General features: G+C 73.1%; 11 protein-coding genes. 4 read left to right on the forward strand and 7 right to left on the reverse strand.

Annotated elements, in window-relative coordinates; all coding sequences use genetic code 11:
• The first annotated feature begins 207 nt into the window (after nucleotides 1-207).
• From BJY17_RS08070 to BJY17_RS08085, 4 genes are read left to right on the forward strand one after another with little or no spacing between them, the layout of a single operon-like run.
• Entirely contained in the window at nucleotides 208-3,249 is a 3,042-nt protein-coding gene (locus BJY17_RS08070; protein ID WP_179550903.1) for a hypothetical protein, read from the forward strand.
• The gene (locus BJY17_RS08075; RefSeq protein WP_179550904.1) at nucleotides 3,246-6,008 is read left to right on the forward strand and encodes an FtsX-like permease family protein; all 2,763 of its coding nucleotides are present in this window, start codon (nucleotides 3,246-3,248) and stop codon (nucleotides 6,006-6,008) included. Before BJY17_RS08070 ends, BJY17_RS08075 begins: the two co-directional genes overlap by 4 nt.
• 4 nt (nucleotides 6,009-6,012) lie before the next feature.
• Nucleotides 6,013-7,065: an ABC transporter ATP-binding protein gene (locus tag BJY17_RS08080; RefSeq protein ID WP_179550905.1), complete on the forward strand. Its 1,053-nt coding sequence runs from the start codon at nucleotides 6,013-6,015 to the stop codon at nucleotides 7,063-7,065.
• Nucleotides 7,062-7,760, forward strand: coding sequence for an ABC transporter ATP-binding protein (locus BJY17_RS08085; protein ID WP_179550906.1), 699 nt, complete (start codon nucleotides 7,062-7,064; stop codon nucleotides 7,758-7,760). The genes BJY17_RS08080 and BJY17_RS08085 overlap by 4 nt, the downstream gene beginning before the upstream one ends.
• Here the strand turns inward: BJY17_RS08085 and ddaH are convergent.
• The 7 genes from ddaH to BJY17_RS08120 form a co-directional block, all read right to left on the reverse strand.
• Nucleotides 7,732-8,985 carry a dimethylargininase gene (gene ddaH, locus BJY17_RS08090; RefSeq protein ID WP_281371133.1) on the reverse strand — a complete coding sequence of 418 codons (1,254 nt, stop codon included), beginning with the start codon at nucleotides 8,983-8,985 and terminating at the stop codon, nucleotides 7,732-7,734. The genes BJY17_RS08085 and ddaH overlap by 29 nt on opposite strands.
• An 85-nt stretch (nucleotides 8,986-9,070) precedes the next feature.
• On the reverse strand, nucleotides 9,071-10,165 hold the full coding sequence (locus BJY17_RS08095; RefSeq protein WP_179550907.1) for a Glu/Leu/Phe/Val dehydrogenase family protein: 1,095 nt from the start codon (nucleotides 10,163-10,165) through the stop codon (nucleotides 9,071-9,073).
• 147 nt (nucleotides 10,166-10,312) lie between these two features.
• Complete coding sequence (gene purH, locus BJY17_RS08100) at nucleotides 10,313-11,923, reverse strand: bifunctional phosphoribosylaminoimidazolecarboxamide formyltransferase/IMP cyclohydrolase (RefSeq protein WP_179550908.1); 1,611 nt, start codon at nucleotides 11,921-11,923, stop codon at nucleotides 10,313-10,315.
• The gene (purN, locus tag BJY17_RS08105; protein WP_179550909.1) at nucleotides 11,920-12,513 is read right to left on the reverse strand and encodes a phosphoribosylglycinamide formyltransferase; all 594 of its coding nucleotides are present in this window, start codon (nucleotides 12,511-12,513) and stop codon (nucleotides 11,920-11,922) included. Before purN ends, purH begins: the two co-directional genes overlap by 4 nt.
• 245 nt (nucleotides 12,514-12,758) lie before the next feature.
• Nucleotides 12,759-14,120 (reverse strand): cell division protein PerM, encoded by a 1,362-nt coding sequence (locus tag BJY17_RS08110; RefSeq protein WP_179550910.1) that lies wholly within the window; start codon nucleotides 14,118-14,120, stop codon nucleotides 12,759-12,761.
• Between the two features lie 31 nt (nucleotides 14,121-14,151).
• Complete coding sequence (locus BJY17_RS08115; protein ID WP_179550911.1) at nucleotides 14,152-15,651, reverse strand: hypothetical protein; 1,500 nt, start codon at nucleotides 15,649-15,651, stop codon at nucleotides 14,152-14,154.
• 82 nt (nucleotides 15,652-15,733) lie between these two features.
• Nucleotides 15,734-16,261 (reverse strand): hypothetical protein, encoded by a 528-nt coding sequence (locus BJY17_RS08120; protein ID WP_179550912.1) that lies wholly within the window; start codon nucleotides 16,259-16,261, stop codon nucleotides 15,734-15,736.
• Between the last annotated feature and the right edge of the window lie 357 nt (nucleotides 16,262-16,618).

Consider the following 16,618-nt stretch of genomic DNA (forward strand, 5'->3'; position numbering starts at 1 on the left):
CGTCTCGAACCCTCGAGGCCGGTCGGAACTCACTCCTCGGCCAGCCCTACAGAATATGGGCTCGTGCGGGTAGCGCGCAAGACCCACCACGGGGATAGGCTGTGCGGATTCGTTCGCTGCGCGGGCGACGACGGCGTCCCCCCGATCACGCCGTCCATCCCGGCCCCTATGCCGCCGCGCGTGCGACCCGACCGACGAGGAGCGCGCGTGGGAGCGGCACGGACAGCGTTCGCCCGCGCGAACGCCCGTGTCGGCGTGCTCGCCTCGATCGCCGCGGTCGTCCTCCTGCTCTCCGGCCTCTCCACCGCCGTCATCGACTCGCTCGCGGGCTCCTCGACGAGCGGCCTGCGCAGCAGCCTCGCCTCGGTGCAGGGCACGGCGGGTGCGGCGCGCTGGCAGATCCGCGTCGCGCAGGACCCCGAAGCCCAGGCGGATGCCGCGGCATCCGTGCTCGATCGCATGATCACCCCGTTCGATGCCTCATGGAGCCGCAGCATCGAGACCGCGCCGGTCGACGCGACGAGCGACGGCACGGCGTTCGGCGCGGTGCTTCTGGCCGACCCCGGGGCGGCGGGGCGGTCCGAACTCGTCGACGGGAGCTGGCCAGAGGCGCCGGAGGCGATCGGGGCGGCCGACGCCGAGGGCGCCGTGCCGGCGACCCTCCACGCCGCTGCCGCCGAAGCGCTCGGCCTGGCGTCCGGCGACGTCGTCGAACTCGCCGGCGATTCGGCGAGGCGCCTGCTCGTCGTCGGCACCTGGCTGCCGCTCGAGCCGAGCGACCCCGCGTGGTTCGGCGAGGGCATCATCGCCACGGGGGCCGCCACCGACGGCGCCGGTCCGTTCCTCGTGGCCGAGGCGTCCGCGCTCGCCCTCCCTGCGGCGATCGTCGTGCGGTGGACCGCGCTCGTCGACCCCGCCGCCGTGACCCCCGACTCGGCGCGTCTGCTCCGAGCCGAACTGCCCGACGTCGAACCGGCGCTCCGCGCCGAGCCCGCCATCGGCACCGACGGACTGAGCGCGCTCGGCGGCCTCGACACGACGCTCTCGCGGCTCCTGGCGGGCCTCGGTGCGGTGCGGGCCATCGCCCCGCTGCCGCTCCTGCTCCTCGCCTTCACCGGCTTCGCCGCCCTCACACGGCTGTCGACGCTGCTCGGTGCCGCCCGACGCGGTGAGACGGTGCTGCTCCGCGCCCGTGGCGCCTCCGCCGGGCGCCTCGCCCGCGACACCGCCATCGAAGTGCTCGCGCTCGGGATTCCAGCGGCGATCATCGGCGCCGCAGGCGCGGAGGCCCTGCTCATGGCGACCCGCCCGGGCGAGACCCGCGATCAGGGCACCGCGGCGGTCGTGGCATCCGTGGTGCTCGTCGGCACCCTGATCGTGGTTGCGGGTCGTGCCTGGCTCGATGCGCGTCGACCCGTCGTTCGCGGTGCGGGCGACGAGGTCGGCCGCGTGGCGCGCGGCCTCGCCACCGGAGGCGGCGTGCTGCTCGTCGTGCTCGCCGCCGTCGCGCTCTGGCAGTTCCGGCTGTACGGGTCGCCGCTCGTCGCGAGCGCATCGGGCGCGATCGAGGTCGACCCGATCGCCGTGCTCGCACCGATGCTCGTGCTGGTCGCCCTCGCGCTCGCGGCGCTCTGGCTCACGCGGCCGATCGACGCCCTGTTCGAGCGGCTCGCCGCCGCCCGCCCCGGACTGGTGCCGTCGTTGCCGATGCGCCAGCTCGCGCGACGGGCTTCCCTGTACTCGGCGGCATCCCTCGTCACGATGCTCGCCGTCGCCGGACTCACGCTGTCCGCCGCCTTCGCCGGCTCATGGCAGGCCATCGACCGCACCGCTTCCACGCTCGCCACCGGCGGCGAGGTGCGCGTGTCGTACGCGGGCCGCGACGTCGTGCAGGGTCCCGACCAGTTGGCGCTCGACGACGGCTTCGACGACGTCGCGGGCATCACGGCAGCCGGCCCGGTCTACCGCGGCGAGGTGCGGATCGGCTCCGACCGGGCGACCGTGGTGGCGCTGCCGAGCGGGGCCGCCGACCGCATCGCACCGGGCACGGGGGCGGCCGACGCCGCCGCCGCACTCGAGGAATCGGCCGTCGCGGCCGGCCCGGTGCTGCCGAACGGCACCACGACCCTCGACGTCGCCGTCGCGCTCGACGCGCCCGCAGGCACGGGCGGGTCCGTTGCCGTGTCCGCATGGTTCCTCACGGAGGAGGGCGCGGCGACGCCGACTGCCCCGGTGTCCGTCGACGTCGCGGCGGGCGGCGGGCCGGTGCGCCTCGACGCGCCCGCTGCCGAAGGCCTCCGCTTCATCGGCCTCGGCGCCTCGCTCAACGGCGCTTCGGGCGTCGACGTGCTCGTCTCGTTCGGTCCGATCTCGCTCGACGGCACGAGCGTCGCCGGACCCGGATTCGAGATCGAGCCCGAACACGTCCTCACCTCCAAGGCGCCCAACGCGCGGGCGACGCTCGCCGGCGGCGGAAGCGACCCGTTGCCCGTCGTGCTCAGCACCGACCTCGCCGAGCGGATCTCCGCGGAGGTCGGCGGCCGATTCGCGTTCCGGGTGCTCGACGGCGGCGCCGAGGTCGACGCCGTCGTGGCGGGGGTGCTCCCCGTGGTGCCCACGGCGGGCGACGACGGCGTGCTCGCCGACCTCGCGGCCTTCGAGCGGTACACGTTCGACTCGGGTGCAGGGGTTCCGGCGTTCGGGGAGCGGTGGATCGCGACCTCCGACCCCGACCTGCTCGCCGCCGAACTCGATCGCGAGCACGGTTCGTCGGTCATCGCCGACGCCAGGTCGGCGTCCTCGTCGGCCGCGTTCATCGCACCGGCGATCGCCGCGCTCTGGATCGGCGCCGCGGGCGCCCTGCTCTTCGCGCTCATCTCGGTCGTGGCCCTCGTCGCCGCGCTCGGCGGCAGCCGCCTCGGCGAGATCGTCGTGCTCCGCGCGCTCGGCGTTCCCGCACGCACGCAGTCCCGAGCCCGCCTCGCCGAACTGGCCGTGACGCTCGGCACCGCGGTCGTGATCGGCACGCTCGTCGGCTTCGCCACGGCCCTGCTCACCGCGCGCGAACTCGCGCGGGCCGCCGTCGCCGGCGTGCCGGCCGTCGTCCCGGTCGAGTTCGGCGTCGACCTGGCACCGTGGCTCATCGGCATCGCGGTGTTCCTCCTGCTCGCCGCGGCGATCGCCGTCGGCGCCGCGGCATCCGTTCGGCGCATCGCCTCGCGCCCCGGTCTCAGGCAGGAGGAGGGATGACCCCGACCCGTCATTCGCGGCTCAGCACCGCCGGCCTCCTGCGACGGCAGTTCCTCGCCGGACCGGTCGCGTCGGTCATGCTCGCGCTGCTCGTGCTCGCCGGCGCGCTGCTCGCCACGGGCGTGCCCCGCGCGGTCGCCGCGATGCACACCGCGGCGCTCGAGCAGTCGCTCGAGCAGTTCCCGGCACGCGAGATCGATCTCGTCGCCTCCAGCCGCAACCTGCCCGAGCTCGGCGGCTCGAGCGGCGAGACGACCCTCGAACCCGAGATCGATGCGGTCTGGGGCGCCCAGGAGCAGCACCTGCTCGACATCCGCCCGAGCATGCCCGAGCTGCTGACGCGCGTCACGGGCGAGCCGCTCTCCGCGCTCGTCGCCGGCCCGACGATCGCCGGTGTCGCGGGCGCCGCGGCAGGCTCGAACTCGTACCAGCTGTTCACCGCGTTCGATCCGAGGATCCGCGAGCACCTCACGCTGACCGGCGGACAGTGGCCGGCCGCCCTGACCGACCCGGTTCCGGGCAGCACCCCGCTCGAGATCGTGCTCGCCGACGCCGTCGCCGAGGAGATGGCGTGGGTGCCGGGCGAGAGCCGCTCGATCCCGGTCGGCACGAATCCGCAGGACGTGCGACTGGTCGGCACCTTCGCGGCGACCGACCCCGACGACGGCTTCTGGACGCACGTGCCGCCGGTGGCACTCGAACCGTCCGTCGCGTTCACCCCGGAAGGCAACATCGAGGTCACGGGTCTCGGGTTCGCCGACCCGGTCTCGTGGGCGGCGCTGCAGGAGTCCGACCTGCCGACGACGATGGACGTGTGGTTCCCAGTGCTGCCCGACCGCATCCGCTCCGCCGACTCGGCCGAACTCGTGACGCAGGTCGACCAGTTCATGAGCCAGGTGTTCGTGCTCGGCAGCGGCTCCTGGGAGTACTGGTTCGCGACCGTCGGCGAGGTCGCCTTCGCGAGCGGGCTCCCCGACGCATTGAACGACGCGGCCGTCGCCGCGAGTGCGAGCGATGCCGTGCTGGCCACGATCGCCTCCGGACCGATCGGCGTGATGGTCGCCGTGCTCGTGCTCGGAGCCAGGGTGGTGTTCGAACGACGACGCACCGGCCTCGAGCTCGCCGCCGCCCGGGGTGCGTCTCCCGGCCAGCTCCGCGGCATCCTCGCGCTCGAGGGACTGGCCATCGGCGTGCCCGCCGCGATCGTCGGGGGTCTCCTCGGCACCCTCCTCGTCGCCGCCGACGCCGGCCCGGTCGGGTGGGCGATCGCCGCGCTCTTCGCGCTGACCCCGATGGCACTGCTCGTCGCGGCCGCGCCGGGTCTCAGCCCGCTGCGCAGGGCACGCTCCGACCTCGGCCGGCCGAGCACCGGGCGCTTCCGCTGGATGGCCGAGGTGCTCGTCGCGGTGCTCGCCGTCACCGCCGTCGTGCTGCTGTACCGCCGCGGCCTGGCCACCTCGACCGCCGCGACCGGCGTCGACCCGTTGCTCGCGGCGGTGCCCCTCCTGCTCTCGCTGCTCGCGTGCCTCGTCGTGCTGCGGGTCTACCCGATCCCCCTCGCGGCCCTCGTGCGCAGCACGTCCCGTCGCGCCGACCTCGTGCCGTTCCTCGGCTCGGCACGGGCACTGCGCGACCCCTCCGCCGGGCTCGTGCCCGTGCTCGCCGTCGTCGTCGGCGTCTCGGTGACCGTGTTCTCCTCGGTGCTGCTCGGCACGGTGCAGGCGGGCGTCGAGCGGGCCGCCGATGCGCAGGTGGGCGCCGACGCATCGGTCGGCGGCACCCCGTTCACCCTCGAACAGCTCGACCAGTTCGCGGCCGTGCCCGGCGTCGCGGCGACCGCACCCGTGTACTCGGCCAAGCCCACCAAGGTCACCGCCGACGGGCGCGGCCGCACCTCGACCCTCATCGTCGTCGACAGCGCCGAGATGCGGAAGGTGCAGCAGGGCCGCGACGCGGCCACACCGCTTCCCGCCGAACTCGGCGCGACCGAGGCGGAAGGCGTTCCGGTGGTGCTCTCGAAGCCGGTCGCGGACTTCGTCTCGGGCGCCGACTCCGCCAACCTCGACGGCGACGACTTCGAAGTGGTCGGCGTGGTCGACGGCCGCACCGCCTACTCGCCTCGCACGAACTGGGTGCTCATGGACGTCGCGAACGCGAAGCCGTTCACCGCGACCCTCGTGCCGCGCACCGTGCTCGTGCGGTTCGACGAGGGCACCTCCGCCGCCGAAGCCGACGAGATCACCGCCGCCCTCGCCGAGATCGCCGGCGAGGACGCCGTGGTCGTCACGCCCGACGGGCTGCTCACCGAATTGCGCGAACGCCCCACCACGCGTGGCCTGGTGATCTCGCTCGTGGTCGCGATCGTGCTCGCGAGCCTGCTCACGGCGCTCGCGATCGTGCTGACCCTCGTGGTCGGGCGCCCCGCCCGCGACCGACTGCTGCCGCTGCTCTCGACGCTCGGCCTGGGCCGTCGCGGCGAGCGGGCGCTCGTCGTCTGGGAGATCGGTCCGGTGGCCGTCATCGCGCTCGTCGCCGGCGCCCTGCTCGGCATCGCCCTGCCGTTCGTCGTGCTCGCGGGCATCGACCTGCGTGCGTTCACCGACGGCGACGCCCAGCCGGCCGTGACGCTCGACCCCTGGCTCATCACCGCGGTGCTCGCGGGCAGCCTGCTCGTGACGATCGCTGCGGCGGCCGCGGCATCCCGCATCGACGGCAGCGTCAACGCCGCTCGCGCGATGCGCAAGGAAGAGGAAGGATGACCCCGTGACCCTCACCGAGACGGCGGCGCCCGCATCGACGCAGCCCCATATCCTCTGCACCGACCTCGTGCGCATCTTCAGCGCCGACGGTGTCGAGGTGCAGGCGCTCCAGGGGCTGAACCTGCGGGTCGACCCGGGCGAGATGGTCGCCGTCGTCGGCGCATCGGGCTCCGGCAAGTCGACGCTGCTCACGATCCTCTCCGGGCTCGACACCGCCACTGCCGGTGTCGCCAGGGTGGCCGGCCACGACCTGCTCTCCATGGGTGGACGCGAGCGGGTCGCCTACCAGCGGCACACGGTGGGCTTCGTCTGGCAGCAGACCTCGCGCAACCTCCTGCCGTACCTCACCTCCGCCGAGAACGTCGCGCTGGCGATGAACGTCGCCGGCACCCTCCGCGGCGCGCCGAGGGCCCGCCGCGTCGAGGAGCTCCTCGAACTGCTCGACGTCGGCGAGATGCACGACCGACGTCCGGGCGAGCTCTCGGGCGGCCAGCAGCAGCGCGTCGCGATCGCCGTGGCGCTCGCGAACTCCCCGCAGGTGCTGCTCGCCGACGAACCCACGGGCGAGCTCGACGAGTCGACCTCCGCCGCGGTGCTCGAGGCGATGCGCGGCGTCAACGAGGAGCTCGGCGTCACGACGCTCATCGTCACGCACGACCCGACGGTGTCGGGCCACGTGCGCCGCACGGTGCAGATCCGCGACGGCCGCACCTCCACCGAGGTGCTGCGGTCGACCCGGGTCGACGAGCACGGCGAAGAGCAGCACATCGCCGAGGAGTTCGCGGTGCTCGACCGGGTCGGCCGCCTGCAGCTGCCGCACGATTTCATGCAGAGCCTCGAACTGCGCGATCGCGTTCGACTCGCCCTCGAGGCCGACCACGTCGGCGTGTGGCCGGGCGACGAGGGGCGAGCGGATGCCGCGCCGCCGCCGCCGGCCGCTCCGCCGCCCCCGTCCGGCGCCCCCGGCACCCCGGCCCCCACCTCCCGACGCGCCCGGCGCGCCGAGGAGCGCGCGGCCGAGGCATCCGTCGCCGACGCACGGGAGGAGGAACGATGAGCACGCTGCGCGCCGAATCGATCAGCCGGGTCTTCGAGTCGAAGGCCGGGGCCGTGCACGCGGTCGCCGACGTGTCGCTCGAGGTGCGGCCCGGCGAGCTGCTCGTCGTGACGGGCCCGTCAGGCGCCGGCAAGACGACGCTGCTCAACCTGCTCGGCGGACTCGACCGGCCGTCGAGCGGGCGCGTCCTCCTCGGCGACGACGAGCTCTCGGCCCTCGGCGACGACGAACTCGCGGCGGTTCGGCGCGACCGTCTCGGCTACATCTTCCAGTCGTTCGGGCTGATCCCGGTGCTCTCGGCCGCGGAGAACGTCGAGGTGCCGCTCCGCCTGCAGCGCATGGACCCCGCCGAACGCGACGCCCGCGTCGCCGAGTCGCTCGACCTCGTCGGCCTCGGCGGGCACGCCGCCCAGCGACCCTACGAGCTCTCGGGCGGGCAGCAGCAGCGCGTCGGCATCGCGCGGGCCCTCGCAGCACGCCCGCAGCTGCTCCTCGCCGACGAGCCGACAGGGCAGCTCGACAGCGGCACCGCCGCGACCGTCATGGATCTCATCGGCGAACTCGTGCACGCCCGCGGCGTCGCCGCCGTCGTCACGACCCACGACCCGGCCCTCGTCGGCCGTGCCGACCGCGTGCTCGAACTGCACGACGGCCGGGCGGTCTCGCTCAGCGCACCCGCACCGACAGGCACGTGACGCAGCCCTCGAGCTTCTCGAACTCGCCGATGTCGACGGTCACGACCCGGTAGCCGAGGCTCGCGATCATCGCCGCCGTCTGCGGCGCCGACGACGACATCAGCAGCGACTCGCGCGACAGCTCGACCACGGCGACGCCCTCGGGCTCGAACACCGGCAGGAAGCGCGGGAAGAGGCTCGAGACGTCGAGCAGCGCCGGGTCGCCGATGATGGTGCCATCGGGCAGGGCGGTGGCGGCGCTCTTCAGGTGCAGCGCCTTCGTGACGGGCACGGCCACGACGGTGTACCGGTGCGGGGTGAGCAGGGTGCGCAGCTGCCTGATGCCCTCGGCGTTCGTGCGGTCCGACGCGCCGACGTAGACCGTCGAACCGACCTTCAGCACATCGCCGCCGTCGAGGGTGCCCGGCAGCTCGATACGGGTCACCGTGAGCCCGGGCACCTCGCGCACCGCGCGTTCGACGGCCTCGACCTCGGGGCGGCGCGACTCGGCGCCGGGGCTCGCGAGCACGGCGAGGTCGCCGAACATCACGACCATGTCCTCGACGAAGACCGAGTCGGCCAGTTCGGGCGCCGCGTCGACCTCGATCGTCTCCCAACCCTCGGCCACGAGCGCCGCGCAGTAGTTGTCCCACTGCTGGTCGGCGAGCGCCTGGTCGATCGGCTGCCGGTCGCGGTGCGTGAGCACGGCCTCGTCGAGGTTCGACGCGGGGATGCGCACGAGCGCGATGCGCCGGTCGACCGCCTCGGGGGCGTAGGCGAGGATGCCGCGGAACACGACGGGTGCGAGCAGCATCTCGCCGACGATGACCGAGAGGATGAAGATCAGGTTGAGGCTCACGAGCGAGCCGACCACGAACAGGAAGATCGCTCCCGAGAGCGGGTTGCCCGCGGAGCTCGCCGTCGCGGTCGTCGCGATCAGCGCGGCGAGGCAGCCCGAGGTGAAGCCGGTGATGAGCGTCAGGAACCAGGCGCGCGTCGCCCCCACCGCGTTCGCGACCGAGAGCAGCACCCACGCGGCGAAGGCCGCGAGTGCGAAGTGGCCGAAGACCTGTCCGAGCACCTGCGGCGACTGACCACTGCCGATGAAGAACGCCAGCAGCGAGACGAGCATCGCCGCGAGTGCGACGGCGGCCGAAGAGGCCATCACCGCGGCCACCCGCCGCCCCGGGGTGATCGCCGGGGTGAACCTGGCCGGGGCGGTCGGGGGCATGGCGGGGGACGTCATGGCACGAGCCTACTGGTGCACGCCGGCACGGCTCGCGCCGGAGAGCGGGCGGCACCCCGGCGGATCGGGATGCCGCCCGGGCGGCTCAGCGGCCGGCGTCGAGCCGCGTTCGTGCGAGGCGTTCGGCGGCCTCGAGGGTCGTCGTGCCGTCGGCTCGGGCGCTGCGCAGCACGGATGCCACGGTGTCGCCGATGCCCTCGATGCGGGCGTCGAGTGCGGCCTGGTCGGCTCCGGGCACGCTCGCGACGTCGAGGTAGATGACCCCGCCCGCGTTCACCACGAAGTCGGGCGCCCAGACGATGCCGCGCTCCTGCATCAGGGCGGCGACGTCGCGTGAGGCGAGCTGGTTGTTCGCGGCGCCGACGACGGCGGCGACACGCAGGTCGCGCACCACCTCGGGCGTGAGCACGCCGCCGAGTCCGCAGGGCACGAAGACGTCGGCCTCGACGAGGTGCGCCTCCGCCGGGTCGACCCAGGCCGCGCCGAGTTCATCGGCGAGGGCGCGCTTGCCCTCCGCGACATCCGTGACGGTGAGGCGGGCGCCTGCGGCGGCGAGGCTGCGTGCCAGGCGGCCGCCGACCTGCCCGAGGCCGACGATCACGAAGTGACGGCCGGCGGGGTCGTTCGAACCGAAGACCTCGCCGAGCGTCGCGAGGATGGAGGCGTGCACGCCCGCGGCCGTGGCGTCCGCCGGCTCGCCGACGCCGCCCTGCTCGGGCGGGAGACCGCACACGTGCTCGGTGCGCTCGTGCACGACGGCCATGAGCTCGGCGCTCGTGCCGACGTCTTCGGCCGTCATGTATGCGCCGCCGAGGGACTCGATCGCGTCGCCGAGGTCGAGCATGGCGTCGTGGGTGGCGGCGGCGTCGAGCTTCGTGCCGGCGGGGATCGCGATGACGGACTTGCCGCCGCCGCGCGCGAGGCCGGCCGCGGCGTTCTTCATCGTCATCGCCTGCGAGAGGCGGAGCGCGTCGGCGAGGGCATCGGTCCACTGGCCGTAGTGCCAGAGCCGGGCGCCGCCGAGCGCCTGGCCGAGGCGGGTCGAGTGCACGGCCACGATGATCGTGAGCCCGGAACGGGCGCCGCGGGTGATGAGCACCCGTTCGTGGTCGGGTGCCTCCGTCGGCAGTGCTGCGCTTGCGCCGGTCGCGGGGGTCGCCGGTGCGTGGGTGATCGTCATCGATCGTTCTCCTTGATTCATCCGCTTCGTGGGCGGAACCTGGCCCGGCGCCTCATGAGCACGGGTTCGATTCAAGGGTACCGCCGTCGCGGTCGAACGGATGCCGCGGCATCCGTTCGACCGTGCGACGGACCGAAGCGCCGCGACTCAGTGGAAGAAGTGGCGCTCACCAGTGAAGTACATCGTGACGCCGGCCTCGCGGGCCGCCGCGATGACCTCTTCGTCGCGAACGGAGCCGCCGGGCTGCACGACCGCGCGGACCCCGCCGTCGAGGAGGATCTGCAGGCCGTCGGCGAACGGGAAGAAGGCGTCGGATGCCGCGACCGAACCGTCCGCCCGCTCCCCCGCACGCTCGACGGCGAGCTTGCACGAGTCGACCCGGTTGACCTGGCCCATGCCGACACCGACCGAGGCGCCGCCCGAGGCGAGCAGGATCGCGTTGGACTTCACGGCGCGGCACGCGGTCCACGCGAACTCGAGGTCGGCGAGGGTCGCCGCGTCGGCGGGCTCGCCGGCGGCGAGGGTCCACTCCGACGCGGGCGCGAAGTGACGGTCGGCCTGCTGCAGCAGCATGCCGCCCGAGACCTGGCGCAGCTCGACCGCCGTGGGCGTGAAGCCCTCGGGCAGCGTCAGCAGGCGGATGTTCTTCTTCTGCGAGAGCAGTTCGAGCGCCTCGGCTTCGAACGCCGGCGCGATGAGCACCTCGGTGAAGATGCCCGAGACCGTCTGGGCCATCTCGAGGGTGACGATGCGGTTCGCGGCGATGACGCCGCCGAAAGCCGAGATCGGGTCGCACTCGTGCGCCCGCCGGTGGGCGTCGGCGATGGGGTCGGATGCCCCGGACGATGCCACCGCGATGCCGCACGGGTTCGCGTGCTTGATGATCGCGACGGCGGGCTCGTCGAAGTCGAACGCCGCGCGCACGGCGGAGTCGGCGTCGACGTAGTTGTTGTACGACATCTCCTTGCCGTGCAGCTGCACGGCCTGGGCGATGCCGGGGCGGCCGCCCTGCGAGGCGTAGAGCGCACCCTTCTGGTGCGAGTTCTCGCCGTAGCGGAGGTCGGCGTCCTTCGTCCAGGTGCCGCCGACCCATGCGGGGAAGGGCGACTGCTCCACCGGCTGGTCGGGAGCGACGACGCTGCCGAGCCAGGAGGCGACGGCGACGTCGTACGACGCGGTGTGGCGGAACGCCTCCCGTGCGAGCACGGTGCGCTGGGCGAGGGTCGTGCCGCCGGCGGCGACCGCTGCGGCGATCTCGTCGTAGCGGTCGGGCGAGACGACCACGGCCACGTTCGCGTGGTTCTTGGCGGAGGCGCGCACCATGGCGGGCCCGCCGATGTCGATCTGCTCGATGACGGCGTCGGGTGCGGCACCCGCAGCGACCGTCTCGGCGAACGGGTAGAGGTTCACGACGACGAGCTCGTAGGGCTCGATGCCGAGGCCCGCGAGCTCGGCCTCGTGGCTCTCCAGGCGGAGGTCGGCGAGGAGGCCGGAGTGCACGGCGGGGTGCAGCGTGCGCACGCGGCCGTCGAGGTGCTCGGGGTAGCCGGTGACCTCGGCGACCTGCGTGACGGGCAGGCCCGCTTCGGCGATGGCCTTGCCGGTGCCGCCCGTCGAGACGATCTCGACGCCGGCGCCGACGAGCGCAGTGGCGAGCTCGACCAGGCCGCGCTTGTCGCTCACGGCGATGAGGGCGCGGCGCACCGGCACGAGGTCGCGGGCACGGTAGAGGCTGGGGTCGATGGCGGGGCCGCTCATGATCGTGCGAGTTCCTTCAGGTCGAGGTGCTGGTTGGCGATGTCGAGCACGGCCTGGATGAGCAGGCGCCGTTCGACGGGCTTGATGCGGTCGTGGAGGCTCGACTCGGTGTCGCCCGGCAGCACCGGGATGCGCTCCTGCGCGATGATCGGGCCGCCGTCGACGGAGTTGTCGACGACGATGAGGCTCGCCCCGGTCTGCGTGACCCCGGCGGCGAGCGCGTCGCGCACCCCGTGGGCACCGGGGAACTCGGGCAGGTACGCCGGGTGCGTGTTGATGAGGTGCGGGGAGAACGCGTCGACGACGGCGGGCGGCACGAGCCGCATGAGCCCCGAGAGCACGACGACGTCGGGCTCCCACCGTGCCACTTCGGCGATGAGGGCGTCGCCCCACGCGTCGCGATCGGGATACGCCGTGAACGGCACGGAGAACGTCGGCACGCCGTGCTCCTCGCCGAGTGCGAGGCCCTCGGCGTCGCGGTCGGCGCCGATCGCCACGACCCGCGCCGGGAACTCCGCGTCGGCGGAGGCGTCGAGCAGGGCACGAAGGTTCGATCCGGTGCCCGAGATGAGGACGACGAGCTTCAGCACCCTTCGAGCCTACCGGCCGGCGGGGGTTCGATACCGCGCCACCGTGACGCCCGAGATGAGGACGACGAGCTTCAGCACCCTTCGATGCCTACCGGCCGGCGGGGGTTCGATACCGCGCCACCGTGACGCCCGACATGAGGACGACGAGCTTCAGCACCCTTCGATGCCTACCGGCCGGCGGGGGTTCGATACCGCGCCACCGTGACGCCCGACATGAGGACGACGAGCTTCAGCACCCTTCGAGCCTACCGGCCGAGCACCTCGGTCGTGTTCGGGTCGAAGGGAGGCGGCTCCTCGTCGAAGCGGCGGTCGAACGACGGGCGAGCGGATGCCCCGTGGTCGCCCCCCGACCGCTCGCGCACACGCGCCGAGTACGCGCCCGCGAGCGCGCCGATGCCGAACACGAGTGCGGCGACCCCGGCGACGGCCCACGGATCGGGGCCGACCTCGGCGAGCCTGCCCGGCCCGACGGCTCCGCCCGACCACCACGCGAGCAGTCCGAGCACGAGTCCGGCGACCGCGCCGGAACCGACTCCGATCACGGCCGGGAACCACCAGGGCGTGCGCACGTCGTGGCTCCCGTGCGGGTTCCACGCCGACGGCGACCGCACCGGCTCCGCCGGCGCCGCCTGGGGCGCCACGAGCCACGCGCCGAGGAATCCGAGCAGCGCAGGCACGACGAGCCACAGCGCACCGAACGGCTGCGCCTCGCTCGGCAGGGCCCCCAGCAGCGGGATGCCGGGCACCGGCCCGAGCAGGGTGCCCGACGGGGCCACCACCGAGCCGGCGCCGATCGCGAATCCGGGGCCGAGCAGCCACGCCGCGCCCCAGATGACGAGGTTCGGGATGAGCGAGAGTTCGGCGACGGTCAGGGCGATGCCGCCGTCGACGCCGCTTCCGAGCGACTGGTAGAGCCCCGCGATCGTCGCGTAGTCGATCGTGATGAGCCCGGCGACGAGCACCCCGGCGACCGCGAGGAGTCCGAACGCCGCGCCGGCGCCGATGCGCACGACGATGCGCACCGTGTCGACCAGCACCGGGGGCAGCTCGGCGACATGGCGGCGAACGAAGCCGCCCGCGGCATCCGTCAACGGATCGTCGCGCAGCGATTCGATGACCGCGCCGATGACGACGCCGAGGGCCATCACGAACGCCGGCAGCAGCGACGCCTGCCAGAGCGACGACCTCGCACCGTCGACGCCGGCCGTCGACGCGAGCACGAATCCGATGACCGCGTAGACCACGACGGCGGAGATGCCGCCGGTGAACGAATGCCCCTCAGCGGCGGAGCGGCGGCCGATGCGACGCGCGAAGGCCACCGAGATGAGGGCGAAGCCGAGCAGCGCGATCGTGATCGGGAACGGGTCGCCCGCACCCGGCAGTCCGGTCTGCGCCGCCGTCACGGGATCGAGCTGCAGCACGAGATCGACGCCGTGGCCGAGCAGCCACACGTCGGCCGCGGCGCGGAGGAACAGCGTCGCGTCGACCGCGAGGCCGAAGTGCACCGCCCACAGCAGCATGAGCGGCACGAGCGCGATGCCGAGGCCGATGAGGGCGGCGACGGATGCCTCGAGGCCGGCGAGCAGGGCGATCGTCGTGCGTCTCATTCCAACGGGAGCCTATCCCGCCCGGAGCTGCTCAGTCGGCAGGACGTGCGGAGTCGGGCCGAGTCGACGGCTCGACGTCGACCTCGTCGTCGACCGCCTCGACGGAATCGCCGTCGGCACCGACCGCGACGAGCACCGTCTCGTCGACCTCGACGACCTCGTCGACCTCGTCGACCCCGAGTGCCGACGCGGCGTCGGCGGCGGCGACCTCGGACTCCGGTCGTCTGAGGAGCTCGACGATGAGGAGCGCGAGCAGCGCGAGCAGCACGGTCGTGATGACGAAGCCCGCCGAGACGGGCCGCGAGAACAGCACGACGAGCGAGGCGACGACCGCGATCGCGATGTAGGCGATGACCCGCCACCGATCGAGCCAGATGCCGAACCGTCCGGTCGTGACCCCGTGCGACGCTGCGGAGCGCCGCACAGCGGAGAACCCGGACTCGGCGAACCCGCGCAGTGCACGGGCCGGTCGCCACGGGCCCGAGAACCAGGCGACGACGGCCACGAGCACGCCGAGCACGAGGAGCGCGACGACCGTCGACATCATGATCTCGATGAGTCCGGAGTAGATCGCCTCGGCGGCGTCGGCGGGCATGACCGAGCTCACTGCTCCGACGAAGTACCACCGGCCGATGCCCACGCCGCTCGCGAGCAGCGCCATCGAGAGGGCGAAGCCACCAGCCGTCCAGACGAGCGCCCGCACGCGATTGCGCGCCACGACGACGCCGACCACAAGGAGCGCGAGCATGATCCACGGCAGCCAGGTGCCGACGCCGACGGCGAGCGCGTAGAGGGTTCGGATGAGCCCGAACGCCTCGTCCTGCGCGATGACCACGCTCCGATCCACCTCGGGGATCGCGCTCGCGAATCCGACGCCCTGGTCGATGAGCCGCTGCTTCACGGATTCGACGATGGGTCCGAGCTGCACCGAGATCGTGCCGTCGCTGCCGATGGCCAGCGCGGCGTCGGGGTCTCCCTGCATGGCGGCCACGAACTGGGTATGCGTGATGCGCAACGTGTTCGCCCAGATGTCCTCGAAGGCCTCCGACGTGACCAGCCGGTCGACGACGTCGGAGACGAGCGACTGGATTCCCTGCGTCGCCGGCCCCTCGAGGAGCCCGAGTGCCGTCTCGGCCCTGGGCGGCAGGCCGAGCGAGCGGATGCCGTCGAACACGTCGGAGGTGAGCCCCGGGATGTCGACCTGTTCCTCGATGGCCGCCGTCACCTCGTCGCCGATGTACGCCTGCACCGCAGGATCTTCGGCGATCGGCGCGAAGGTCGCCACGAATCGGTTCGTGTCGGCCAGCTCGAGCCGGGCCCATGCGGAGATCACCGCGACGGGCGCGAGCAGGAGGCCGACGACGATGAGCACGACGGCGGTGAGGCTCCGGCCCCAGCGGCGCTTGACCTTCGGCACCGCGGATGCCGCGGCATCCGCTGCGCCCTGCTCGAGGCCGGCGCGAAGCGCGGCATTCTCGGATTCGAGCGCGGCAATGCGCGCCTCGAGTTCGTTGTCACCGTTCGTGGCCATCAGGCACCCCTGCCCACGACCATAGCGCTGCTCGTGGGCGCGCACATCGTCTCGGTCGCATGAACCCGCCGTGTCGCACGACTCAGTGGATGACGGCCTTCAGCACGATCAGGGCGACGCCGAACATGGCGGTGATGAGCGATCCCACGATTTGGACGGGCCACGCAGCACCCCGCCGGTGGAACGCGATGAACCCCAGCACGGCGAGCACGACGACCCCCGCCCAGAGGGCCGCCCAGATGGCGACGGGGTCGGGGATCGCCCGGGTGGCGCCGAGGAGCAGGATGAACAGCGGGATCGTCGCGGAGAGCAGGAGTCCGCGTGAACGCAGCAGGGCGATGCCGAACGACTCCTTCAGGCCCACCACTCGATCGTGGTCGAGGCCGTGATGGGCGACCGTGCCCGCGTAGACGTGCGCGGCCCAGAAGACCACGACGGTGACCGCGACGCTCCAGAACACGCGCCACGAGCTCTCGCCATGACCTCCGGAGGCGACGATCATGCCGGAGACGAGCAGCACGCCGTAGACGGACTCCTCGGTGACGAACGTGGCCCGCACGATCCGGTGGGCCTGGCTCATGCCCTTCGCCGACGACTGCTGCTCGCTCATCCCTCCACTCTGGCACGGGACCCCGCGGTCAGGGAACGCGCGCGACGGGCGCATTTCCCGCGTCCGCCCCTCCCGAGGGACCCCCTGTTTTGGAGGGTGAGGATCATTCACCTTTGCTTCCGGGCGAATCGGCGCCGGGTGTAGCCTGCGCCTGACAGGCGTAGGACTCCTCTTCGGGTCTTGATGCTGCCGGCCGTCGCTTACCCGAGACGGCCGGACCGACGACAGGCACTTGCGCGCTTCGGCGCGCCGGCACACCGCCGCCCATCACCACCCGCAGGGGAACCGATCGGCCATCCCCGACCGACCGGAAATTGCAACACCCCCAACGGAGGCGACGATGTTTCGACGCGATAC

It is taken from the genome of Agromyces hippuratus (genome assembly GCF_013410355.1).
Lineage (GTDB): Bacteria > Actinomycetota > Actinomycetes > Actinomycetales > Microbacteriaceae > Agromyces > Agromyces hippuratus.

What these genes read in the sequence shown, in the direction of transcription:
- BJY17_RS08075 (WP_179550904.1), top strand. Translation starts at nt 3,246, where the DNA reads ATGACCCCGACCCGTCATTCGCGGCTCAGCACCGCCGGCCTCCTGCGA.
- BJY17_RS08085 (WP_179550906.1), top strand. Translation starts at nt 7,062, where the DNA reads ATGAGCACGCTGCGCGCCGAATCGATCAGCCGGGTCTTCGAGTCGAAG.
- ddaH (WP_281371133.1), bottom strand. Translation starts at nt 8,985, where the DNA reads ATGACGTCCCCCGCCATGCCCCCGACCGCCCCGGCCAGGTTCACCCCG.
- BJY17_RS08095 (WP_179550907.1), bottom strand. Translation starts at nt 10,165, where the DNA reads ATGACGATCACCCACGCACCGGCGACCCCCGCGACCGGCGCAAGCGCA.
- purH (WP_179550908.1), bottom strand. Translation starts at nt 11,923, where the DNA reads ATGAGCGGCCCCGCCATCGACCCCAGCCTCTACCGTGCCCGCGACCTC.
- BJY17_RS08110 (WP_179550910.1), bottom strand. Translation starts at nt 14,120, where the DNA reads ATGAGACGCACGACGATCGCCCTGCTCGCCGGCCTCGAGGCATCCGTC.
- BJY17_RS08115 (WP_179550911.1), bottom strand. Translation starts at nt 15,651, where the DNA reads ATGGCCACGAACGGTGACAACGAACTCGAGGCGCGCATTGCCGCGCTC.
- BJY17_RS08120 (WP_179550912.1), bottom strand. Translation starts at nt 16,261, where the DNA reads ATGAGCGAGCAGCAGTCGTCGGCGAAGGGCATGAGCCAGGCCCACCGG.